This is a genomic window from Klebsiella sp. 4_1_44FAA, assembly GCF_000238715.1.
In the GTDB taxonomy this organism is placed as follows: domain Bacteria; phylum Pseudomonadota; class Gammaproteobacteria; order Enterobacterales; family Enterobacteriaceae; genus Klebsiella; species Klebsiella pneumoniae.
Genome location: NZ_JH414806.1, coordinates 177,141 through 199,333, shown reverse-complemented (window position 1 = coordinate 199,333; position 22,193 = coordinate 177,141). Strand labels below are relative to the sequence as shown.

The window sequence follows — 22,193 nt, the reverse complement described above, 5'->3', positions numbered from 1 at the left end:
CAGGTATTCCTCAGTCGATGAGATGCATAATGGCGCTGCATTCCGGATGGTTCAGCGCGAAGTCACGTAAGCGATAATAGTGCTCGGTCATTGAGTCACATTCGGTACGACAGGCATGGTGGCTGTATGCCATCAGACAAGCGACTATCCCCGCAGCTTCGCCAGTAAGTTCCGTACCGTTGCCGTTCATGCTGTTGAACAATGCCCACTTCTCGTCGCTCTCTGCCTCAGGGGCATAAACGCGCCGCCGTTACTGAGCGTCGAAAAGCGCCAGATACCGCCGTGATAATCGACACACAGCCGGTCCATCCAGGCGAAAATGCGAGGTTCAAGGGTTATCCATTGCGGGATGGAGCCAAAGTGCTGCGGCCAGAACCCGATGCGTAGCTCGTCAGGGACCACTGAGGCCGAGATTACTCCCTGCTGAGCGAATTCAAGGTTTTGTGTATCCATTAAACTATCTCCTTATGCTGGTACCGTTGTTTAACGCCCGAAAAACGCGAGCATGTTTTCTGCCATAACCCACAGGGCGCGATTGAGTTTCACATCGCCATCAATACCGGTAACAGCACGGGTGCGGCTGCTTTTTCCCTGTACGGTTCGCCCTGACAGACCGCCTTTTATTAGGTTCTCCTGCACGCGCTGATAGACGGTCCACAGGTCATCGTTGTAGTCCTCTCTACGACGCGGAATCAGCAACTGCGATACCGTGACTGGCTGGTGGTCCTCACCAAATCGATACTTCAGTGCAGCATTCGCCAGTGCGTGTCGGGCTGGTGCAGGCAGCGCCAGCGACTGCATTGAATCGCGCTTTTCATCTACCCGGTCAAATACTCCGAGCACTTCGTAAGCCCCTTCAATCACCTTCTCGACGACATTACCTTTATGCGGTACCCGCACTTCTCCGAATGACTGACCGCAGACTAGGCCGTTGGTACATACACCTCGAAATAGCCCCGGCAGCATCTGGTAGCTTGATGAGCCGTCATGGCTGTTGAGAAGAATGATTTCTGGCACCTGATGGCCGGTCAGTTGACCGGCACGACGCAGGCGAAGCATGTGTTTAGTGTGCTCCCGCTTACTCAGGTCCCGAACCTTCGTCTGGCAGGCAAAGAACGGCTCAAAGCCTTCCCGCTGCAGACTTTCGAGGATGTTGATGGTCGGGATGTAGGTATAACGGTCCGAGCGCGATTCATGTTTGTCACTCCCGAACACGCTGGGCACATGACTCATCAGCTCTTCGTGGGTCAGAGGCCGGTCACGGCGTATCTGGTTAATACAGCCAAAACGGCTGGCTAATTTCATGTTGCATTCCTTTTACTATGGGATTAAAAACTAAAAAGCCATGCGTCCTGAGGGACGCATGGCTTTTATGAGATATCTAAAAAATCTGGAATTTTTTACTCAGCATCTGACTATTTAATATCAAAGGCATGAGTGCAGGTGTTTCACCCGATCTATCGAAAATAGAGCTTATATCATGTTAATTTTACCTGGGGGTGCTATGCATGGTGGGCACCTGGTAGCACCTGGTATTGTGTAGTCAATAGTGCATCAAGATTGCTATCAATGCGATGCCACTCTTTTTTAGAGCACAGATCTACCTGGATGCCGAATTTCATCCCAACATGCTCTGCTGTAAGATTGAGGATGAACTCAGGTCCACGTTCAACTTCTTTCCCTTTGATACGCCAGATAATGTCGTATTCATCAGGCGAATAACTGGAGTCAACCTCCACCTCGAAGCGTAGTTTATCGCCCATGAAGAGTATTGTGTCTGAAAAATCAAGATGAGTTCGGGGTTCATTAACATAATGAACATTGCCTGCAGAGTCTGAGTATTTTGTGAAAACCGGAGCCGGGAATTTATCATTCTGATTCATTGTTTTATAATGCACCTTTATCGCAGTTATAAGGTCATTGCAGTAGCACAGGATACGCTCGGCATCATGCAATGATAGTGTTGACGCATTGGCGTGATACAACGCATTTCTGTGGTTCGCAATAATGCTGATAGTGTGCTTGAGATGCTTAATTCCACCCGGAAATTCTTCATGGAAGACAGTTCGGAAATGCTCCCTGTATGCATCCTCTTTCCCTATGATAGTACTCAGATCTTCAAAAGTCAGTGTGTCAACCGGGCGTTTATATCGATGAGGATCTCGAGAGCGATAGCTATGAATACGCGTTTTGAGCTTTTGACTGAAAATATCGTTGCCGTTAATTTTCGCATCATTCACATAATTTTCACCGAATTCTTTATTTAGGGTGTCGTGGATAAGAGCCCGAAGCCAGAGTTCGCAGCTTTCGGTCCGCCGTCGGCACGAGTCATGAACATTAGAATACGTTAAAAGATGAAGAGCCATATTTTTCACAGCCTCTCTAGATTAATTAGCTTATTTTCATTATCTGCTAGTTGATGTTCTGCAACTATCATCGTGACAGGTACTTTAATGGTTTACCTTTACATCAATACAATTTTTAAAATTCCCCTCTCAATTAGCAGCAGTTTCTCTCAACTATTAATGACCAACATAGAGCATGCGACTTGATCTCCTTCAATGGTAATGCAGTGGCGTCTAACATTGCTACTGCTTAATTCTGTTTATAGGTAAGGGAATCCATTAGGTAGTTCAGCGGGATCAAGCTTACAGCACCCTTAAAACAAAAAGCCCCTGTGGCATAAGCGACAGGGGCTGAATCAAGCGGGCAATGAAGCAGCTAGGATGCCTTACCTGATCCTACCCGCGTAATATGGACACAACCCTAAGCGAGGTTCTGGTTTTCAAATTGTTCCGGACTGAGACCGCCACAGGCACTGTGACGACGCCACCGATTGTAATCACACTCGATATAATTAAACACTGCTATCCGCATTATTTCCCGGCTGACAAAGTCCTCTCCGTGGATACATTCCACCTTCAGCGTATGGAAGAAGCTTTCCGCACAGGCATTGTCGTAACAACAACCTCTGGCGCTCATACTCCCCCGCAGATTATGGCGTTTCAGTAAGCTCTGGTAATCCGTTGAACTGTACTGACCGCCTCTGTCTGTATGCACGATGACATTTTCCGGACGTTTACGCCGCCACAGCGCCATCTGTAACGCATCGCAGGCAAGCTGTGCTGTCATCCGCGAGGACATCGACCAGCCAATGACTGACCGCGACCACAGATCGATAACCACGGCCAGATAAAGCCAGCCTTCACCAGTGTGAAGATACGTGATGTCACCCACCCACTTCTGATTCGGGCCGCTGGCGTAAAAGTCCTGCTTCAGCAGATTCTCTGAGACTGGCAGACCATGTTCGCGGTAACTGACCGGACGGAACCGGCGCGAGGCTTTCGCCCGCAGTCCCTGCCGACGCAGGCTGGCCGCCACGGTTTTTATGTTATACACCCGTCCCTGAGCACGAAGCTCATCCGTCAGGCGTGGCGCACCATAGCGTTGTTTTGCGTCACTGAATGCTTCCCGGACGACGTTATCACAAACAAGGCGGAACTGCTGACGCCGGTTTATCTGATGACGACGCTGATGCCAGACGTACCAGCCGCTACGGGCAACCTGAAGTACACGGCACATGGCTTTGATACTGAACTCAGCCTGATGTTTTTCGATGAAGACATACTTCATTTCAGGCGCTTCGCGAAGTATGTCGCAGCCTTTTGGAGAATGGCCAGTTCCTCATCCCGTTCTGCCAGTTGATGTTTCAGACGGGCGATCTCAGCGGACATCTCCTGCTCGCGTTCAGAAGAAGAACGCTGATTTTGCTGTTTGCTTCGCCAGTTGTAGAGCTGTGATTCATACAGGTTAAGTTCGCGGGCGGCAGCGGCCACCCCAATGCGTTCAGCGAGTTTCAGGGCTTCCTGACGAAATTCAGGCGTGTGCTGCTTGCGTGGCTTTTTGGTGGTTGATGCTGGTTTTGTCATGTGAGTCACCTCTTACTTGAGAGTTTACTCACTTAGTCGCGTGTCCACTATTGCTGGGTAAGATCACCCAGCTTATTAGCCAGCACCAAGTCTCCAGAGCCCGGCTGATACGACTCTGCTGCTGTAATTGATATAGCTGAATTTAACTATCCGGTTTGCACTAATAACATCACGACAAACTCCGACCAAGGTGTTAGGGCTATTCCATATGGGGTGACTAGTTGTAAATTAAGTGATAGGGTATGCACTCACTATCTATTCACAAACCTATTCAAAAAGAGATTCAACATTATGCCTACTCGCTCTGACAGGATACGTCGGTTGCTCAGCCAAGGCCCGATGCAAGCTCGTCAACTCATTGAGATAATTGGCATTAGCCAACCAACGCTGTCCCGCGCATTGAGAGATATTGGCGATGACATTGTTCGAATCGGAGCTGGTCCATCTATTCAATACGCTCTACGTGATGTTTATCGCGGATTCAGGTCTGCCCCCATTTACCGCATCACTGATGAAGGACGCGTTAGACCCCTTGGCGAGCTCATCCCAGTTCATCCTGAGGGATTTGTCATGGTGCAAACCAATAACGTAAGCCTCCATAGCGACGGACTACCGTGGTGGCTGTTTGACATGCGACCACAAGGGTATCTCGGGCGAGCCTACGCATCAACTTATGCGGCCGATCTCGGCTTGCCAGCGAATCCAGAGCAATGGGCTGACTCGGATGTCGTCAGGGCATTGCTTGCACATGGCCATGATGCTATCGGCAACCTGCTGATAGGAGAACAAGCACGAGAGCGTTTCCTTGAGATGCCTGAACCCACCCCAGTTGAGCGCGCCACAGCCTACCCCGCGTTGGCATTGGCGGCTGGGGCCGGCGAAGCACCGGGATCATCTGCAGGAGGTGAACAGCCGAAATTTTGCACCTATACAGAGCGCGGTCACGTCTTAGTAAAATTCTCGGCCCCAGACGATAATCCGGTTAGCGAACGTTGGCGCGACCTTCTGTTGGCCGAGCACTTGGCGTTAAGGGTGCTTGGTGTGGAAACTGAGGTATATGATTTTGGTAGTCAGCGCTTCCTCGAAATTCCCCGATTCGATCGCGTTGGCCAACTGGGTCGTATTGGCGTCTTCTCGCTGAGGGCACTTGATGCAGAGTTTGTCGGAAATGCCAGAGCTCCCTGGCCTGTTCTGGTTAACAGCCTTGTTACGGAAGGGCATGTCCATCCGGATGCTGCAACAGGTACCGCCCGGCTTTGGGCATTTGGGATGCTAATTGGCAATACCGACATGCATCACGGGAACTTGTCGTTCATCAGCAGCCACGGTCGCCCGTATCACCTTGCACCGGCCTACGACATTCTGCCTATGGGGTTCGCTCCCAGAACGGGAGGCGCAATCGTGAACGAGCTTCGACCTGCATCACTACCCGAAGTAATTAGCCGGGATATCTGGCAGGAAGCGCTAGGCTTGGCTGAGGACTTCTTTGTTATAGCTAGCAGTTGCGAGCGTTTCTCCGCCAATTTCGTCCCATGCCTTGAGACATTACGCCATCATCTTGACGAGGCCAGATCACGTATCGCCCGTCTAGGATAAAAAGCTAGCTCAACTTTACTGATCCACTCATTTTCCAGCTCAATATAATCCAAAGGGTGAGGGTATATAAACAGTATAGCTACAGGTGATACGTAAACTTCGTCATCAGGAGGATCGCACATCTAAGCTGATGGACTTAATGATGATGTGCCCGAACTTCGCCTTAATGCACTATTTGCTACTTTGTATTAGTTAACTAACGAGCAAATAGTGAAGTTATCTACGTGTTCGTCCGCACATCTTGATTTAGCTATCTTTCATGTCGATGGCACTGGTACAAGAAGCCATATCGATGCTGAATTAAACCAAAACAATTACCTCCGTCCAAACAAGTTCACAACGTTGTTTTCGTGCTGCCGCTGATAGTTGTTAACCCGCTCTTCCCAGATCTCAAGCGCCTTGCGCTTTTCAGTCAGGTAATCATAGCGGTCATAGTGTTTCGAGCTGACGTCGTTCAAAGCGTGATTCTGGATACGGTCGCGGATCTCTTTACTGATCCCCGCCTCCCCCATTAGCGTTTTACAGGTGCGGCGTAAATCTCGCGCCGTGAAAACTTTAAACTCAGGATTAAAAGCACGGAAATACATGATGGAACGAGCCAGGCTGTCGGTACGTACTGGACGCTCGGCGTTGGTCGAGAGTGGGAAGATATAGGGACTGCTACTTTCCTTCGTCAGCTCTTTCACTGAGGCTAATTCCTGTAGTGCCGATTCAGTCAGCGGGATCAGGTGCTCACGCTTGTTTTTCGATACATCAGCTATGATCAGTAACGTCTTTTGCTGCCAGTCAATCGCGCTCCACTGGCTGGCAATCATTTCAAACGGACGCTGCCCGCCTGCATAAACACAGAAGCGGATTAGGTGCTGCATCAGCGGCCCAACGTTGGTGGCCTGAGCGAACTGCTCCATGACAAAACGTAGCTCTTCCAGCGTTAACCATGTATCACCCACTTTCTCCGCCGAGGACTGCTTCGGTATGGCCGATACCGGATTAACTTCAAGACCGAACGTAATACCCACGCTGGTATTCATCGGATCGTTATCAGCTTTCAGACCGTAGTTAAATGCCGCCATCAGATAGGAACGAATGCGGTTTGCATGGACCACCGCATCACGCTGGATGATGCCAGACAAGATCGTTTTGATCTGTAAGGACGTGACATCTTTCGCTTTGGTCTCGCGAGGAATGACTGAATAGCACTCTTTTTCAAGGCGCTTCAGTACATCAGCCCAAGTCCGCTTGTTATCGAGCTTCATCTTGTTAACGTAACCATGCACCAGCTCTTCAAACGATCCTTGAGAGCGATGGATCTGCATAATGTGCTGCTCGGCCAGGCGCTGTTGCTCAAGCTCTTGCTGGGGTTCTTTTCCTTCAACAAGCCAGGCACCATACTTTTTCGCCAGCTCATTGGCCGTCACCAGTTTCATCTCAGGCCAGATGCCCAACTGGATGAACTTCTCTTTCTTCCCTTTTTCAACGTAGTAACGGAAATAAAAACTTTGCTGCCTGAAGGCTGAACCTTAACGCCAAGCCTGCCGGTACCACGCTGAGCACTGTTGCTCCACACGTAGTACGACGTGCTTTTTGTCTTCAATCCGCGTATAGCAGTCTCGGTAAGATTAGCGGCCATGAGGTTACCTTTCTAAGGATAAGCGTTACCTGACCTGATGCCCATTTTGGGTCAGGTAATGGGTCAGGTAACGATAGTACAATGGGGAGACGAGGCAACCAATCAGAAACAAAAACAACATCATAACTGATTGATTATAGACAATTAAAAATACAATAAGCGTCAATAGCGAACGATTAGAAACATGCCGATTTTATGACTCATAATCGCTTGGTCGTTGGTTCAAACCCAACAGGGGCCACCAAATTTTAGATTTAAAATCATATAATTAAGCCACTCGAAAGAGTGGCTTTTTTGTTCCTGAATTTTAAAATGGCACCACAAACCGCTGAGCAGCGCGCATGGCTTAGCGTGTTGTCGCTATCCCATTAAGAGGATAAAAAGTCCGTTATAACGCAGGGAAAATTTGCGCTTACGCTAAAACAGATAGCATTCTGCCTTAGCAAAATATTGCTCAGAGCATCTCGGGCAGCCCATAACCGCCGCACTCCTGTTGACTTCTGTCTAACTACGCAACGTAGTCTTGAAATATCTTTCATTCCTGCAATGCTGGAATTCATACTACTCACGATAAATGTAACAACACAGGTCAATTTCCGAAAAATAACCATAGCCTGCGCCAGCTGATCGAAATCAACGCGTTCCTCCCCCCGCTCTTATATATAACCCGCTGACTTACAAAAAGGATGAAATGATGAAAATACGGGATATATCAATCAGTACCTGTCTGGCACTGTTATTAATGGGTTGCGTAGCTAAACCACCCATGACGACGGAAAATGAAAGAGGCCGCCGCGTTTGCTTTTAATGTCGATGCTTCGCAGGTGACAATTTCCGATGCGAGGCAGCAGGATGTGAAAACCAACTTTATGGTCACCATCGGCAAAACCAGCCATCGCTGCTATGTGACGAAAGCCGCCGAGCCGAAACTTTACGGGCTGATCCCACTGGGCGGCGGTAGCACCGTTTCGGATGCCATCTGCGCCGGCGCCAACCCGACGCTAGCGAGCAAAACCTGCGACGCCCTGTCGCAAAAAGCGGGCCGCTGCTGAGCCTTTGCGCAGAAGAAGGCCGCTAACTGCCCATTTAGTCACTTTTTCTGCCGTTTTACCGCGGTCGCTTAGTTCAGCGACCGCACCTGCTGATAAGAATTGAGCCGTTCCCGCAGCGAGGTGAGCCAGACATCCGGCTCCTGACGGCAGATTTCGGTGAGGATCGGCGTCAGCACCAGCTCGGCTTCATGGAAGTCGGTCCACTCCGGCGGCTCCAGTGAAAAAGGATCGTTCATCAGCCAAATCACCATCGGCGTCCAGGCGCGCGGATCCAGTTGCAGATAATCCTGACAGCGCATCATATCTCGGGTCCGCGCCTCATCGGGGACGACATCCTTTCCCACCGCGGCGCTACTCATTGCCAGTACTGTTATTCCTGCCAGCAGATGTTTCCAAACCCATTTTCGCCAGAAGGCGCGTTTTTCTTTCGCCATTGTTATTATTTTACCTGCCAGTTGTCGCCGGACGATATTCCCGAGAACTCACCTTAATAAGAGCAGATTAATCGTTTGCTATTTTTTTTAACAGCAGACCGCGCTGAAGCAAGTGAACGCCCGTTCCTACAGCTGTCATCCAGCTATGCAAATATATTCGTCTGGCTCAGCTCCACAATATTTCCCTGGCCCAAAACGATTTGTGTTACAATTACGCCTTATAACGGCATCGATAAAAATAACCTCCGCCGCACCTGCACCAGGCATCGCCCTTCTTTTTTCATATCAGGATTTACGCCTCCATGAATGCGATAATCATTGACGATCATCCATTGGCACGTATCGCCATTCGCAACCTTCTCGACAGCAACGGTATTACCGTCGCGGCAGAGCTCGACAGCGGCGCTCATGCCGTGCAGACCGCGGAAAGCATGCAGCCTGACCTGCTCATCGTCGACGTCGATATTCCGGAGCTCAGCGGTATCGAGGTGCTGGAGCAGCTGCGCAAACGCCGCTACCAGAGAACAATCATCATCATTTCCGCTAAGAATGAACTGTTCTACGGCAAACGCAGCGCCGACTGCGGAGCAAATGGTTTTGTGAGTAAAAAAGAGGGAATGAATAATATCCTCGCCGCCATCGACGCAGCCAATAATGGCTACAGCTATTTCCCCTTTTCACTGGAACGCTTCTGCACCCACGGCATCACCGATCAGGACCGGCTGGATACGCTGTCAACGCAGGAGATGAAGGTGTTCCGCTATATTCTCAGCGGCGTCGACTACACCACCATCGGCAGCAAAATGAATATCAGCAATAAAACGGTAAGTACCTATAAGGTCCGTCTGATGGATAAATTAGGCTGCAGCACCCTGCTTGAGCTATATGACTTTGCGCAACGCAATAAAATAGGGTGATGGCATGGCGGTTCGTCTTATTTTATCCGTCGTTGTCGGGCTGGCGCTGAGCCTCTCGCCTGCCGCGTATGCCATGAAACAGCTGGAGCTGAAGAGCCATTCTCATATCGCGGCGATCGATATCCCGCTTAGCAGTAAGGAGAAAGCATGGCTGGCGGCGCAGCCTACGCTGACCGTCGGGACCTGGCTTCCCGAGAGGACGCCCATCGTCTATGACGGCGACGAGAAAAGTTATCAGGGCATTAACGCCGACTATCTGGCGCTGATGGCGCACAGCCTCGGACTGAAGGTGATTATCCGCCAGTATGACACCGAGCAGCAGGCGCTCACCGCCCTGGCCGACCGCCAGGTGGATACCCTGCTCACTCAGGTGGCGCACCGGGATGCGCTCGCCCCGGGCCTGGATCAATCCGCGCCGCTGCTTAAAACCTGGCCGACGCTGGTCACCTCGCTGAAATCCCCTCTGCCGCCGCTGACCACTGACCGCCGCGTCACGCTGGCCTGCACCCGCGATTGCGCTTTTTTCGATATTATTCAGCAGGCGTTTCCCAACGCCAAAATCACCCTTTATGATAGCGACTATCAGGCTCTCGCCTCGGTGGTCAGCGGCGAGAATCAGTATTTTATCGGCAACAACATCACCACTGGCCACTGCATCTCGAAATATTTCTCGCAATCGCTGGTTATCGCGCACTATTTTCGTCAGCAGGAGCAACACAACCGCTTTGTCACCCGTGACGATCGGCCAGAGCTGCATCAACTCTTCGACCGTTTTATCCATGCCGTCGACAGCGACACCGCGATGCGGATCATGCAAAACTGGCTCAACCGTGGCGATCTGTCGTTTCTCAATACCCCGCTTACCTTTAGCCCCGAAGAGCAGCGCTGGCTGCAGAAGCATCGTCGCGTCCGCCTGCTGGTGAACCCCTATTTTCCGCCATTTACCCTGGTGGATAACGAGGATGAACTGCGCGGCATCATGGCCGATATGCTGAATATTGTCTCACTCCAGACCGGCCTGCAGTTTGACCCCATTCTGGTGCGCAACCGTCAGGCTCTGGCAAAGCGCATGGAAAAAGAGGACTGGGCGATCATGCCCGCCGCCACCCTGACCCCACAGCCGCAGGCCTACGTCACCCTCAGCGATCCGCTCATTAACGTGGCCTTTGTGCTGGTCGCCCGCGGCAGCGCCCCCGACCAGCATCTGCTGACGCGCTCGGCACGGATCGCCCTGCCGGTCGGGCCTATCGCCGCCCATGATCTGAAAGCGCGTTTTCCGCTGATTAACTGGGTGGAAACGGATAACGTTGGCGTCGCCATGAAGATGGTAGAGGAAGGCGAAGTGGATGCCGCCGTAGCCTCGGAGCTTTCCGCCCGCTATATGATCGACCACTACTATCCACAGGGTCTGCACTACACCCGCATTGATGGACTCCCCGTCGCGGCCATTCGGCTGGCCATCCCGCGCGATGAACCGGTGCTGGCCGCCATTCTTAACAAAGCGCTGCAGGTTATTCCGCCACGGGATATTCTGCAGATGACCGAGAAGTGGTCGAAAATCTCCAGTCAGCAAATAGAGAACTGGAGCCAGTACAGCCGCCAGTTTTACCAGCTGATCGCCTTTGCGCTGGTGCTGATCGCCATCAGCCTCGGCTGGGGGCTCTCCCTGTGTCGGGAAGTGCGCAAACGCAAAGACTCCCAGCAGCGGCTCGAGGAGGAGCTGGCGCAGAAGGAAGCCCTCTCCTGTGCGCTGGAGCGCGAAAAAGACAAAGCGATTCAGGCGACAAAAGCCAAGAGCCGCTTTCTGGCCAGCATGAGCCACGAGCTGCGCACGCCGGTGAGCGCCATCGTCGGCTTTCTGGAGCTGCTGGCGAAACCTGAGCTGAACGTCGGCCAGCGTAAAGAGGCGATCGAGCTGGCGGGGTCGACGGCGCAAACCCTGCTGGGACTTATCGGCAATATTCTTGATATCGACAAGATTGAATCGGGAAAATACCAGGTTACCCCGCAGTGGAGCGATGTCGCACAGTTAGTGTCGCAGCAGTGTCATACCTTCGACGCGCTGGCGCAGCAAAAGGGCATCGATCTGCACTACCATAACGCGCTGCAGGAAGGGACCATGCTGTGGGTCGACCCGCAGGCGCTACGGCAAATCCTCAATAATCTCATTGGCAATGCGCTGAAGTTTACCGTCGAAGGCGCAATTCAGGTCTCCTGCCGGCTGACGCCGGCGAATGAGACACAGGGAGAGTTGGCCCTCATGGTTAGCGACAGCGGCTGCGGGATCAGTGAAGCAGAGCAGGCCACCCTCTTCCACCGCTATGCCCAGGCGCGCCAGGGACGCCAGCAGACCGGCTCCGGACTGGGGCTGGTCATTTGCAAAGAGCTGGTTGCGCTGATGCAGGGTCGCCTGGAGATGGTCAGCCGTCCGGGCGTGGGGACCACTTTCACCATCACGCTGCCGGTCAAGGCGAGCCGCTGCGCGATCCACGCGCCGCAGGCGTCGCCCGCCAGACCGCAGGCTCTACCCGGGCTGGCGATACTGATAGCGGACGATCACCCCACCAACCGGCTACTGCTCAAGCGCCAGCTCAGCACTATCGGCTATAGCGTCGATGAAGCCTGCGACGGTGAAGAGGCAGAGAATAAGCTCGCCAGCAAACATTACGATCTGCTGATAACGGACCTCAATATGCCGAAGAAAGATGGCCTGGCGCTGGCGGCCTCGCTACGCCGTCGCTATCCGGGCTTGGTAATTTGGGGCGTGACTGCCAGCGCGCTGCCGCAGTCGCGGGAGGCGTGTCTGGCCAGCGGCATGAATATGTGTCTGTTTAAGCCGGTGTCGGTCCAGACGCTGAGTCATGAGCTCAGCCGTTTAGCGGTGGGCCGCGCATCACCTCACGCTACCCGGCACCTGAAGCTCAGCGTGCTGAGCGAGAATACGGGGGGAGACCAGGCGCTGATGAATGAGATGCTGGAGACGTTCCGCGATGCGTCGGCCGCGGATTTACAGGCTGCCGGACAGGCAATCGCCCGGCATGAGCCGCAGACCTTTCTGCGGGCGCTGCACCGCCTGCACGGTTCAGCACAAATTCTGGGGATTACTGCGCTACAACAACTGTGCGCCCCTTTTGAGGCAAAGCGGCCTGATTCGCTGACGCCGGCAAGCTGTCTGGAGGTGGTACAGCGCATCACCGGCGTCATGCGCGAGATCGATGGCGAAATCGACGCCCTGATCGGCCGCTAGCCGTTCCGCTCGGGCAGTCCGCCTGCCCGAGCGTTAAGGGGACATCCTTGTCAGTTTTTTCCTCTGCGCTCTCTCAGGGTGGAACAAGTATCAGTTGCCTGCCACCAGCATCTCGCTATCCACCACAATGCCCTCTTCAGCGCCCTTCAGCACCAGATTCGCTTCGTAATATTTACCGGCTTTCAGCAGTTCTTGCGCCTGCGCTACCGCCTTACGGGTCTGGTTAAGCGGCATCAGATACTGGTTCTCAATCACGCCAATACCGGCCAGGCGCAGGGTATCGATAGCCCCTTTCTGATCGCCTTTCGCCAGCTTTTCGTTGGCGGATTGGATAGCGCTCTCTTTTTCCGGCGTGGCCACATAGTCTTCAGACAGGGCGATAGAGGCGTTAATGATCACATAGCGATCGGCGATCATTTTGGCTTTAGCATCAGTTTTCACAAACTTCGCCCAGCTGGCATCATCGGCGGCCAGCAGCGCGGCGGCGTCGTCTGTCAGTTTTTTGGCGCTATCCGGCTGGCCATGGAACAGCGCCAGACGGGCGAACTGGATGTCGCGCATCGCATTCGCGCCCTGCACCGCCACCTGCAGCACATCGGCGGCTTCTTTCTGTACCTGCGTCGTGGCTGCCGCGGCTGGCGCGGCTGGCGCTGCCGTCGCGCTATCTGTTGCCCATACCGGAGAGGTACTCATCATGGTTGCCAGCAGGCTCGCCAGAATGACTTTTTTCATCGTTGACTCCTGATTAAAATCGGTAAGCATCACCAAACGCAGCCAGCTTAAAAAATATCGCGGGCATTGAGAATCAGAGCCCGGAAGTAATATTGCGGGCCTGGTCTGACAGCTGTCAGACCAGGCGTATAAAGTGGCCTCGGCGCTCTTATTTACGCCTGCCGATCGCGCGGCCTACTATTTTCCTCAGACCTTTCTTTTGGCCCGCTGAATAAACCCTCACGCTTTTTATTCAGCGTCAGGCCGCCAACCGGGATCTGCGGAGCAATTATGTTTATGTTTAGCCATTACACCTTAAATGCGTTTAGCCCACGCGTCTTCATTCGATATAAACGGCATGCCTGCCTGATGGCGGTATTGCTGTTTATCTGCGGAGCCTGTTGTCTGGCCTGGCCGTTGGTCGCCGGCTGGTATCTCGCCACAGTAACCGGCATGTTATTGATGATCTGCGGCTTCTATTCGCTGTACAGCCTGATTGTCTTCCGCCAGCAGCACTGGAAATCACGCCTGGTGGCGCTGATCTTCGCCATCGCCTGGATCGTGCTCGGCCTGAGCTTTGTCGTCAATCCCCTCAACGGTATGAGCAGTCTGGCCATTTTATTTGGCTTTTTATTTGTTCTCGGCGGTATTTCCCGCATCGTTAACGGATGTCAAACCCGCAAACAAAGCGGCGCTGGCTGGAATATTTTTATCGGCCTGTTGGATTTACTTATCGCCTGCCTGTGGCTGGCCATGAACCCGCAGCAAAGCTGGTTATTTATTACCGCCTTTATCGGCGTTGAAATGATATTTAGCGCCATCGGCTTGTTGGTCCTGCGCAATAAAATGAAGCACGCTCAGGCTTAAGCCCTATTTTGACACTGGAGAAGAAAATGAATTTACCTAAAGCACTCGTATTGACCGTGGCGGCTACCACATTCTGTCTGATGACCAGCCCGGCGTTCGCGGTTGAGGAAACCACGCCGCAGAATATGACCTGTCAGGAATTTATGGATATGAACCCAAAAAGCATGACCCCGGTGGCCTTCTGGGTAGTGAATCGCAACACCGACTTTAGCGGCGGCGACTATGTTGACTGGCATGAAGTCGAGACCGTTTCGGTACCGAAAATGCTGCAGGAGTGCCACAAGAACCCCGCCGCTAAACTTGGCGATCTCAGCGCGGTCATCAAAAAATAACCCCCCCCGGCATCAGGCCGGGGAAACCCGCCGCGCTGCGGCGGGTCCCGCTTTACTCATCGATACCGCATTCGCACGGCAGATGGCGGCCGATAAGCTTGCGATACAAAAACGCCCCGATAATCGCCCCCACCACCGGCGCCAGCAGCGGCACCAGAAAGTAAGGGATCGCTAGGCCACCGGTAAAAGCGATCGAGCCCCACCCGGCCAGACTGGTAAACAGTTTTGGGCCGAAGTCGCGCGCCGGATTCAGCGCAAAGCCGGTTAGCGGCCCCATCGACGCGCCGATCACGGCGATCAGCAAGCCAATCAGCAACGGCGCCAGCGGCCCGCGCGGAATTCCGTTGCCGTCGTCGGTCAGGGCCATGATCATCGCCATCAGGATTGCCGTGATGGTGGTCTCCACGGCAAACGCTTGTATAAAAGTGATATGTGGATGCGGGTACGTGGAAAAGACCCCGGCCAGGTTAAGACTGGCGGCAGTGCCGCGCACGATATGCTGGCTCTGTTCAAGATCGAGAAACAGCTGGCGATAGAGCCCATACACCAGCGCGGCGGCGCAGAAGGCCCCGGCCGTCTGGGCAACAATAAACGGCAGCACCTTGCGGCGTTCAAAACAGGCGAACAGCCACAGGGCAATGGTCACCGCCGGATTAAGGTGCGCGCCGGAGACACCGGCCGTCAGGTAGATGGCCATGGCGACGCCAAGGCCCCAGATAATACTGATCTCCCACTGACCAAAGCTGGCCCCGGCGACCCGCAGCGCAGCGACGCAGCCCGCGCCGAAGAAAATGAGCAATCCGGTGCCAAGAAACTCGGCCACGCACTGCCCGGTTAAGGTAGAAGTCTGGTTCATTATCGGCATCCTGAAATAGCACGTTAAAGAGAGAGGCTGGCGCGAGCGCCCGTTTAATTCGCCTGACCGGCCAGTAGCAGCCCGGTGGCGACCGCATTGCGCGGCCCTTCTGTTCCCCGAATATTGCCCTGCCCGGCGACCACGCCATAGTGCGACAAGGCTTCCGTGATAAGCTGCGGGATCTCAAAGTCCAGCGATGAGCCGCCCACCAGCACCACAAAGGCGATATCGCGAATGGAACCGCCGGGTGAGACCTGGCGCAGCGCGCGCAGGCAGTTGGTGACAAACACTTTCTCTTTCGCCTGCCGGCGCACGAGACGAATTTTTTCCAGCGGGCTGGCGTTATCGATCGGCACCAGTTCGCCCTCCTTGATGTACACCACTTTGGCGAACACCGCCGGGCTGAGGGCTTCCCGAAAGAACTCCACCGCGCCATTCTCGTGACGAATACTGAACAGGCTTTCCACTTTGGCCAGCGGGTATTTTTTTATCGCTTCCGCCAGCGAAAGATCCTCGAGGCCCAGCTCGGTTTTAATCAACAGGCTGACCATATTCCCCGCCCCGGCGAGATGGACCGCCGTTATCTGCCCCTCCGCGTTGACGATCGCCGCATCCGTCGAGCCGGCGCCGAGATCGAGGATCGCCAGCGGCGCCGCACAGCCGGGAGTGGTTAACGCCCCGGCGATGGCCATGTTGGCCTCCACGCCGCCCACCACCACCTCGGTCTGCAGTCGGGCGCTCAGTTCGCGGGCGATAACCTGCATTTGCAGACGATCCGCTTTCACCATCGCCGCCATCCCGACGGCATTTTCCATGGCGCACTCGCCGGCCATCCCGCCCTGCACCTTGCGCGGAATAAACGTATCCACCGCCAGCAGATCCTGGATGTATATCGCGCTCATCTCATGGTCGGTCAGGGACGCCATTACCTTGCGCACCCGCTCAAGCATGCCGCCGGCGTGAGTGCCCGGTTCGCCGCGGATGTCGCGTACCGGAGCACAGGCGCTCATCGCCTGCATGATGGCTTCCGCGCCCTCGGCGACATCGGCCTCTCCGCGGCGCTTTTCGCCGCTAATGTAGAGGTTGCCCGCCGGGATCACCCGCGACTGCACGTCCCCCTGCGGGGTCTTGAGCACCACCGCGGAACGGTTGCCAATCAGGGCGCGGGCGATGGGGACGATGGCCTGGGTCTCTTCCGGGCTTAGCCCGAAGAAGGTGGCGATCCCGTAGGGATTCGACAGGATCCGCACCACCTGGCCCGGCGCGGCCACTTCCACCGCCGCCATCACCCCCTCGGGGACCTGCTCCAGCAGCGTCACTTCATCTACCACCGGCAGGGTTTTACGCAGGCGGTTGTTCACCAGCACGCCGTCGTCCTTTTTGAGGATCGCCGCCACCACGTTGATCCCCCGGTCGAGCGCCTCATTGAGCCACCACACGGCGTCAAGGAAATCGACGGCGTCGTCAATCAGTACGATCCACCCCTCGGCATACTGCGCCGCCGGCAGCGTCGCCAGCCGCCCGAGGGCGATAGTCGTCCCCACGCCAACGCCCACCCCGCCCGGCGTCTGCGGGTTATGACCGATCATGGTCGATTCGGTGATAATGGTCTCGGTGATGGTCTCCATCGCCACATCGCCAATCACCGGCGCGGCTTCGTTAAGATAGATGCGAGAGACATCGCTCATCGACCACGGTGTTTTCGCCAGGGCCTGCTCCAGCGCGGCGAGGGTCCCGGCGATATTGTCCCGCGTCCCTTTCATGCCCGTCGTCGCGACGATCCCGCTGGCAACAAACGCCCTCGCCTGCGGGTCGTCGGACGCCAGCGCCACCTCGGTGGTGGCGTTGCCGATATCAATCCCGGCTATTAACGGCATGCTGACCTCCGCTTAGCTTCCTTTACGCAGCTTATGCCGCTGCTGATACACTTCCGCCGACTCCCGGACAAAGGCGGCATTCACTGTCGCATGCCAGGTGTGCTCCAGCTCGTCGGCGATCGCCAGCAGCTCCGCCTGCGAGGAGCGGAACGGGCGCAGCGCGTTATAGATAGCCAGAATGCGCTCGTCAGGAATGGCGATAAGCTCCGCCGCGCGGCGGAAATTGCGCGCCACCGCATGGCGCTGCATCTGCTCGGCAATCTGCGCCTGGTACTCAAGGGTCTGGCGGGAGATCCGCACATCCTGCGGGCCCACCTCGCCAGAGAGCACCTTCTCGAGGGTAATATCGGTCAATGGTTTGCCGGTAGGCGTCAGGATATGCTCCGGGCAGCGGGTGGCTAACGGATAATCCTGCACGCGCATGGTTTTCTCGCTCATGGTCACTCCCTTACTAAGTCGACGTGCAGGGTGATGGGCTCGGCGTCCTGCACCACATGTTTGGTCTCTTTGATATGAAATAGCGCGGCTTTGGCCATAAATTTCGGCCGCACCATCTGATCGTTCACCACCGGCACCGGCGAAGGTGACTCTTTGCGCGCATAGCGCGCGGCATTTTTGCCAATCTGCCGGTAGGTCTCCAGCGTCAGCAGCGGCGCCTGGGAGAACAGCTCCAGGTTGCTGAGCGGCAGCAGATCGCGCTGATGGATGACCGTGGTCCCCTTCGACTGGATACCGATGCCGATCCCCGAGCCGCTCAGGTTGGCCGCATCCCAGGCCATAAAGGAGACGTCGGACGTGCGCAGAATGCGCACCACCCGGGCGTGAAGCCCCTCTTCTTCCACCCCGGCAATCAGCTCTTTGAGGATCGCGCCATGGGGCATATCGATCAGAGTGTGATGCTGGTGTTTATCGAAGGCAGGGCCGACGCCGATCACCACTTCATCGGCACGTTCATCGGCAGAAGCTACCCCGCCCTCGCGGGTTTTCAGGGTAAAAGAGGGCTGAATTTGGGTTGTCTGTTGCACAGGAATACCGCCTTATTCAATGGTGTCAGGCTGAACCACGCCCGGAATATTTTTGATCTCCGCCCAGCGTTCGGCAGAGATGCGATAGCCGGTGCCCGGCCCCTGATAGTCATTGATGTCGTTGACCGCACTCACCACCTCGAACTGCCGATCGAGAATGGCCGAGGTCTGCAGGTAATCGCCGGTGACCCGCTGGCGCAGCATATTGAGAATATTGCTGGCGATATCCTCAAAGCCGCTGCGGCTCAGCGCGCCGACAATATCGAGGCCGGTGATGTTGCGCTTCATCATCTCTTCCACCGCACTCAGATCCTCCACCACGTTACGCGGCGGCATCTCGTTGCTGCCGTGCGCGTAGGTGGCGGCCTCCACCTCCTCGTCGGCGATTGGCGGCAGCCCCAGCTCGCGGAAAACCGCCTGGATCGCCCGCGCAGCTTTCTGGCGAATGGCAATGGTTTCCGCCTCGGTCACCGGACGCAGGCCGCCGTCAACCATCAGGTCACGCTGCAGAATGTTGTAATCATCAAAATCTTCCGCATCGAAGTTCGAGCCGGCGAACATGTTGTCGTAGTTCGGCACCGCGCTGTAGCCGGAGAAAATAAAGTCGGTGCCCGGCAGCATCTGCATCAGGGTGCGCGCGGTGCGGCGAATATCCGAGTGGGAGAAAGTCTGGTCGTTGGCGGACGCCACTTCGAGGTCGAGCATAGAGGCGATCAGGTTTTCCGCCAGCACCGCCCGAATGCCCGACGGCACAGCGCCGGTCATGCCGATACAGCTCACCGCGCCGTTTTGCAGTCCCTGAACCCCGGCGCCTTTGGTAATGAAGATGCAGCGCGATTCGAGGTAGAGCATCGACTTGCTCTCCGAATAGCCCATCAGCGCTTCGGATCCGGTGCCGGAGGTGTAGCGCATTTTCAACCCGCGGGAGGCGTAGGCCGAGGCGAGGAACGCCTTTGACCACGGAGTATCATCGCCGTCGGTAAATACCGCTTCGGTGCCGTAGACCGACACCGTCTCGGCGTAGCTGGTTAAGCCACGCATGCCCAGCTCCAGCTCGGTGGCCTCTTCCACCGAGCACTGCGTCAACACGCCGGGACGGCCGCACTGCGAACCGACCAACAGCGCCAGGGCGTTAAACGGCGCATAGCGCGCGATACCGACCGTGGTCTCCTGTTCTGAGAAGCCGCGGATCCCGGCCTCGGCGGCGTCAGCGGCAATCTGCACCGGATTATCTTTGAGATTGGTGACGTGGCACTGGTTGGAGGGGGTCCGGCGGGCACGCATCTTCTGCAGCGCCATCATCATCTCCACCACGTTCATCTGCGCCATCACCTCGACCGCTTTGGCCGGCGTGATGGCGGTAGTGATGGCAATGATCTCCTCCCGGCTGACGTGAATATCCACCAGCATGCGGGCTATTTCCACCGCCTCCAGGCGCATTGCCTGCTCTGTGCGCTCAACGTTGATCGCGTAATCGGCGATAAATCGGTCGATCATGTCAAACTGGTCCCGGCGTTTGCCGTCCAGTTCGACGATCAGACCGTTGTCCACTTTTACTGAAGAGACCGGGTCAAAGGGGCTGTCCATGGCGATCAGCCCCTCTTCAGGCCACTCGCCAATCAGCCCGTCCTGATTGACGGGGCGCTGGGCCAGTACTGCAAATCGTTTTGATCTTTTCATTGTTCATCGGCTCAAAAGGTGAAATCCGCAGACGGTAGCGAATACGCCGGGCCAGCGTCGTTGCCGCCCGGCCATTACCGGCAATAGCGGAACTTTAAATGAGCCAGTGGTGAAAAAAATAAATTTAATTTCGTTTCAATTTGGCACACGAAATCTACCGACAGTTTCACTATGAAACTTTACTCCGGCGGCAAAAATAAAAAATGTGATCGCCCGCAATGATATAAATCAATTAATAAAAAACGCCCTTAATTACGTTTTGCCGACGCTATTTTAACCCTATTGACTAAATCATGGCGGGCGACAAAATAACGCTGACAAAAATAAAGCAAGCCAACCGAATGGTAATAGTTTTTTACTATCGCCCCCTACTGACTATTCGCGCCAGCGTTATCCTGGTGCGGGAGAGAATGATGAACAAGAGCCAACAAGTTCAGACAATCACCCTGGCCGCCGCCCAGCAAATGGCGGCGGCGGTGGAAAAAAAAGCCACTGAGATCAACGTGGCGGTGGTGTTTTCCGTGGTTGACCGCGGAGGCAACACGCTGCTTATCCAGCGGATGGACGAGGCCTTCGTCTCCAGCTGCGATATTTCTCTGAATAAAGCCTGGAGCGCCTGCAGCCTGAAGCAAGGTACCCATGAAATTACGTCAGCGGTCCAGCCAGGACAATCTCTGTACGGTCTGCAGCTAACCAACCAACAGCGAATTATTATTTTTGGCGGTGGCCTGCCAGTTATTTTTAATGAGCAGGTAATTGGCGCCGTCGGCGTTAGCGGCGGTACGGTCGAGCAGGATCAATTATTAGCCCAGTGCGCCCTGGATTGTTTTTCCGCATTATAACCTGAAGCGAGAAGGTATATTATGAGCTATCGTATGTTTGATTATCTGGTGCCAAACGTTAACTTTTTTGGCCCCAACGCCATTTCCGTAGTCGGCGAACGCTGCCAGCTGCTGGGGGGGAAAAAAGCCCTGCTGGTCACCGACAAAGGCCTGCGGGCAATTAAAGATGGCGCGGTGGACAAAACCCTGCATTATCTGCGGGAGGCCGGGATCGAGGTGGCGATCTTTGACGGCGTCGAGCCGAACCCGAAAGACACCAACGTGCGCGACGGCCTCGCCGTGTTTCGCCGCGAACAGTGCGACATCATCGTCACCGTGGGCGGCGGCAGCCCGCACGATTGCGGCAAAGGCATCGGCATCGCCGCCACCCATGAGGGCGATCTGTACCAGTATGCCGGCATCGAGACCCTGACCAACCCGCTGCCGCCTATCGTCGCGGTCAATACCACCGCCGGCACCGCCAGCGAGGTCACCCGCCACTGCGTCCTGACCAACACCGAAACCAAAGTGAAGTTTGTGATCGTCAGCTGGCGCAACCTGCCGTCGGTCTCTATCAACGATCCGCTGCTGATGATCGGTAAACCGGCCGCCCTGACCGCGGCGACCGGGATGGATGCCCTGACCCACGCCGTAGAGGCCTATATCTCCAAAGACGCTAACCCGGTGACGGACACCGCCGCCATGCAGGCGATCCGCCTCATCGCCCGCAACCTGCGCCAGGCCGTGGCCCTCGGCAGCAATCTGCAGGCGCGGGAAAACATGGCCTATGCCTCTCTGCTGGCCGGGATGGCTTTCAATAACGCCAACCTCGGCTACGTGCACGCCATGGCGCACCAGCTGGGCGGCCTGTACGACATGCCGCACGGCGTGGCCAACGCTGTCCTGCTGCCGCATGTGGCGCGCTACAACTTGATCGCCAACCCGGAGAAATTCGCCGATATCGCTGAACTGATGGGCGAAAATATCACCGGACTGTCCACTCTCGACGCGGCGGAAAAAGCCATCGCCGCTATCACGCGTCTGTCGATGGATATCGGTATTCCGCAGCATCTGCGCGATCTGGGGGTAAAAGAGGCCGACTTCCCCTACATGGCGGAGATGGCTCTAAAAGACGGCAATGCGTTCTCGAACCCGCGTAAAGGCAACGAGCAGGAGATTGCTGCGATTTTCCGCCAGGCATTCTGAGTGTAAACGAGGG

General features: G+C 55.2%; 18 protein-coding genes and 2 pseudogenes. 8 read left to right on the top strand and 12 right to left on the bottom strand.

The window, feature by feature from the left end:
• Positions 1 to 10 precede the first annotated feature (10 nt).
• The 4 genes and pseudogenes from HMPREF1024_RS0127530 to HMPREF1024_RS03240 form a co-directional block, all read right to left on the bottom strand.
• A pseudogene (locus tag HMPREF1024_RS0127530) lies at positions 11 to 453 on the bottom strand (antirestriction protein).
• 30 nt (positions 454 to 483) lie between these two features.
• Positions 484 to 1,305: a DUF932 domain-containing protein gene (locus tag HMPREF1024_RS03230; RefSeq protein ID WP_009309670.1), complete on the bottom strand. Its 822-nt coding sequence runs from the start codon at positions 1,303 to 1,305 to the stop codon at positions 484 to 486.
• A 197-nt stretch (positions 1,306 to 1,502) separates the two neighbouring features.
• Complete coding sequence (locus HMPREF1024_RS03235) at positions 1,503 to 2,375, bottom strand: hypothetical protein (protein ID WP_196983271.1); 873 nt, start codon at positions 2,373 to 2,375, stop codon at positions 1,503 to 1,505.
• A gap of 391 nt (positions 2,376 to 2,766) precedes the next feature.
• A protein-coding gene (locus HMPREF1024_RS03240; RefSeq protein ID WP_087728260.1) for an IS3 family transposase occupies positions 2,767 to 3,929 on the bottom strand; the annotation gives its coding sequence in 2 pieces (ribosomal slippage) (positions 2,767 to 3,671 and positions 3,671 to 3,929; 1,164 coding nt in all).
• A gap of 291 nt (positions 3,930 to 4,220) precedes the next feature.
• Here HMPREF1024_RS03240 and yjjJ point away from each other — a divergent pair.
• Entirely contained in the window at positions 4,221 to 5,525 is a 1,305-nt protein-coding gene (gene yjjJ, locus HMPREF1024_RS03250; protein WP_009309666.1) for a type II toxin-antitoxin system HipA family toxin YjjJ, read from the top strand.
• Positions 5,526 to 5,839: 314 nt separating this feature from the next.
• Here the strand turns inward: yjjJ and HMPREF1024_RS03255 are convergent.
• A pseudogene (locus HMPREF1024_RS03255) lies at positions 5,840 to 7,155 on the bottom strand (tyrosine-type recombinase/integrase).
• A 779-nt stretch (positions 7,156 to 7,934) separates the two neighbouring features.
• Between HMPREF1024_RS03255 and HMPREF1024_RS03260 the strand changes: the two are divergent.
• Positions 7,935 to 8,207, top strand: coding sequence for a hypothetical protein (locus tag HMPREF1024_RS03260; protein WP_009309664.1), 273 nt, complete (start codon positions 7,935 to 7,937; stop codon positions 8,205 to 8,207).
• 68 nt (positions 8,208 to 8,275) lie between these two features.
• On the opposite strand, the gene HMPREF1024_RS03265 is transcribed toward HMPREF1024_RS03260, so the two are convergent.
• Positions 8,276 to 8,641, bottom strand: a complete 366-nt coding sequence (locus HMPREF1024_RS03265; protein WP_004900718.1) for an HdeA/HdeB family chaperone — start codon at positions 8,639 to 8,641, stop codon at positions 8,276 to 8,278.
• Between the two features lie 302 nt (positions 8,642 to 8,943).
• On the opposite strand from HMPREF1024_RS03265, the gene evgA reads away from it, so the two are divergent.
• Together evgA and HMPREF1024_RS03275 are read left to right on the top strand one after the other, a co-directional pair.
• Positions 8,944 to 9,558, top strand: a complete 615-nt coding sequence (evgA, locus tag HMPREF1024_RS03270; RefSeq protein WP_004185745.1) for an acid-sensing system DNA-binding response regulator EvgA — start codon at positions 8,944 to 8,946, stop codon at positions 9,556 to 9,558.
• A gap of 4 nt (positions 9,559 to 9,562) precedes the next feature.
• Entirely contained in the window at positions 9,563 to 12,805 is a 3,243-nt protein-coding gene (locus HMPREF1024_RS03275) for a transporter substrate-binding domain-containing protein (protein ID WP_009309663.1), read from the top strand.
• Between the two features lie 90 nt (positions 12,806 to 12,895).
• Here HMPREF1024_RS03275 and HMPREF1024_RS03280 read toward each other — a convergent pair whose 3' ends face one another.
• Positions 12,896 to 13,567: a YfdX family protein gene (locus HMPREF1024_RS03280; RefSeq protein ID WP_004188513.1), complete on the bottom strand. Its 672-nt coding sequence runs from the start codon at positions 13,565 to 13,567 to the stop codon at positions 12,896 to 12,898.
• Positions 13,568 to 13,807: 240 nt separating this feature from the next.
• Between HMPREF1024_RS03280 and HMPREF1024_RS03285 the strand changes: the two genes are divergently transcribed.
• Both HMPREF1024_RS03285 and hdeB read left to right on the top strand, forming a co-directional pair.
• Complete coding sequence (locus HMPREF1024_RS03285; RefSeq protein WP_002917651.1) at positions 13,808 to 14,383, top strand: HdeD family acid-resistance protein; 576 nt, start codon at positions 13,808 to 13,810, stop codon at positions 14,381 to 14,383.
• Between the two features lie 26 nt (positions 14,384 to 14,409).
• Positions 14,410 to 14,715, top strand: a complete 306-nt coding sequence (gene hdeB, locus HMPREF1024_RS03290) for an acid-activated periplasmic chaperone HdeB (protein ID WP_002917655.1) — start codon at positions 14,410 to 14,412, stop codon at positions 14,713 to 14,715.
• Between the two features lie 52 nt (positions 14,716 to 14,767).
• On the opposite strand, the gene HMPREF1024_RS03295 is transcribed toward hdeB, so the two are convergent.
• The 5 genes from HMPREF1024_RS03295 to HMPREF1024_RS03315 are packed head-to-tail and all read right to left on the bottom strand — an operon-like array spanning position 14,768 to position 20,153.
• Positions 14,768 to 15,571, bottom strand: a complete 804-nt coding sequence (locus tag HMPREF1024_RS03295) for an MIP/aquaporin family protein (RefSeq protein ID WP_002917658.1) — start codon at positions 15,569 to 15,571, stop codon at positions 14,768 to 14,770.
• A gap of 53 nt (positions 15,572 to 15,624) precedes the next feature.
• Entirely contained in the window at positions 15,625 to 17,448 is a 1,824-nt protein-coding gene (locus tag HMPREF1024_RS03300) for a diol dehydratase reactivase subunit alpha (protein WP_004174234.1), read from the bottom strand.
• Between the two features lie 12 nt (positions 17,449 to 17,460).
• The gene (locus HMPREF1024_RS03305; protein WP_002917670.1) at positions 17,461 to 17,886 is read right to left on the bottom strand and encodes a glycerol dehydratase small subunit DhaB3; all 426 of its coding nucleotides are present in this window, start codon (positions 17,884 to 17,886) and stop codon (positions 17,461 to 17,463) included.
• Positions 17,887 to 17,888: 2 nt separating this feature from the next.
• Entirely contained in the window at positions 17,889 to 18,473 is a 585-nt protein-coding gene (locus HMPREF1024_RS03310; protein WP_009309662.1) for a propanediol/glycerol family dehydratase medium subunit, read from the bottom strand.
• A 12-nt stretch (positions 18,474 to 18,485) separates the two neighbouring features.
• Positions 18,486 to 20,153, bottom strand: coding sequence for a propanediol/glycerol family dehydratase large subunit (locus HMPREF1024_RS03315; protein WP_002917676.1), 1,668 nt, complete (start codon positions 20,151 to 20,153; stop codon positions 18,486 to 18,488).
• A gap of 413 nt (positions 20,154 to 20,566) precedes the next feature.
• Here HMPREF1024_RS03315 and HMPREF1024_RS0127525 point away from each other — a divergent pair, with 413 nt between their 5' ends.
• Both HMPREF1024_RS0127525 and dhaT read left to right on the top strand, forming a co-directional pair.
• Complete coding sequence (locus tag HMPREF1024_RS0127525; protein WP_015875176.1) at positions 20,567 to 20,995, top strand: heme-binding protein; 429 nt, start codon at positions 20,567 to 20,569, stop codon at positions 20,993 to 20,995.
• Positions 20,996 to 21,016: 21 nt separating this feature from the next.
• On the top strand, positions 21,017 to 22,180 hold the full coding sequence (gene dhaT / locus HMPREF1024_RS03320; protein ID WP_009309660.1) for a 1,3-propanediol dehydrogenase: 1,164 nt from the start codon (positions 21,017 to 21,019) through the stop codon (positions 22,178 to 22,180).
• Positions 22,181 to 22,193: the final 13 nt, after the last annotated feature.

Coding starts and splice junctions, on each gene's coding strand:
- HMPREF1024_RS03275 (WP_009309663.1), top strand. CDS start 9,563: ATGGCGGTTCGTCTTATTTTATCCGTCGTTGTCGGGCTGGCGCTGAGC.
- evgA (WP_004185745.1), top strand. CDS start 8,944: ATGAATGCGATAATCATTGACGATCATCCATTGGCACGTATCGCCATT.
- yjjJ (WP_009309666.1), top strand. CDS start 4,221: ATGCCTACTCGCTCTGACAGGATACGTCGGTTGCTCAGCCAAGGCCCG.
- hdeB (WP_002917655.1), top strand. CDS start 14,410: ATGAATTTACCTAAAGCACTCGTATTGACCGTGGCGGCTACCACATTC.
- HMPREF1024_RS03300 (WP_004174234.1), bottom strand. CDS start 17,448: ATGCCGTTAATAGCCGGGATTGATATCGGCAACGCCACCACCGAGGTG.
- dhaT (WP_009309660.1), top strand. CDS start 21,017: ATGAGCTATCGTATGTTTGATTATCTGGTGCCAAACGTTAACTTTTTT.
- HMPREF1024_RS03285 (WP_002917651.1), top strand. CDS start 13,808: ATGTTTATGTTTAGCCATTACACCTTAAATGCGTTTAGCCCACGCGTC.
- HMPREF1024_RS03260 (WP_009309664.1), top strand. CDS start 7,935: ATGAAAGAGGCCGCCGCGTTTGCTTTTAATGTCGATGCTTCGCAGGTG.
- HMPREF1024_RS03265 (WP_004900718.1), bottom strand. CDS start 8,641: ATGGCGAAAGAAAAACGCGCCTTCTGGCGAAAATGGGTTTGGAAACAT.
- HMPREF1024_RS0127525 (WP_015875176.1), top strand. CDS start 20,567: ATGAACAAGAGCCAACAAGTTCAGACAATCACCCTGGCCGCCGCCCAG.
- HMPREF1024_RS03295 (WP_002917658.1), bottom strand. CDS start 15,571: ATGAACCAGACTTCTACCTTAACCGGGCAGTGCGTGGCCGAGTTTCTT.
- HMPREF1024_RS03230 (WP_009309670.1), bottom strand. CDS start 1,305: ATGAAATTAGCCAGCCGTTTTGGCTGTATTAACCAGATACGCCGTGAC.
- HMPREF1024_RS03315 (WP_002917676.1), bottom strand. CDS start 20,153: ATGAAAAGATCAAAACGATTTGCAGTACTGGCCCAGCGCCCCGTCAAT.
- HMPREF1024_RS03280 (WP_004188513.1), bottom strand. CDS start 13,567: ATGCTTACCGATTTTAATCAGGAGTCAACGATGAAAAAAGTCATTCTG.
- HMPREF1024_RS03305 (WP_002917670.1), bottom strand. CDS start 17,886: ATGAGCGAGAAAACCATGCGCGTGCAGGATTATCCGTTAGCCACCCGC.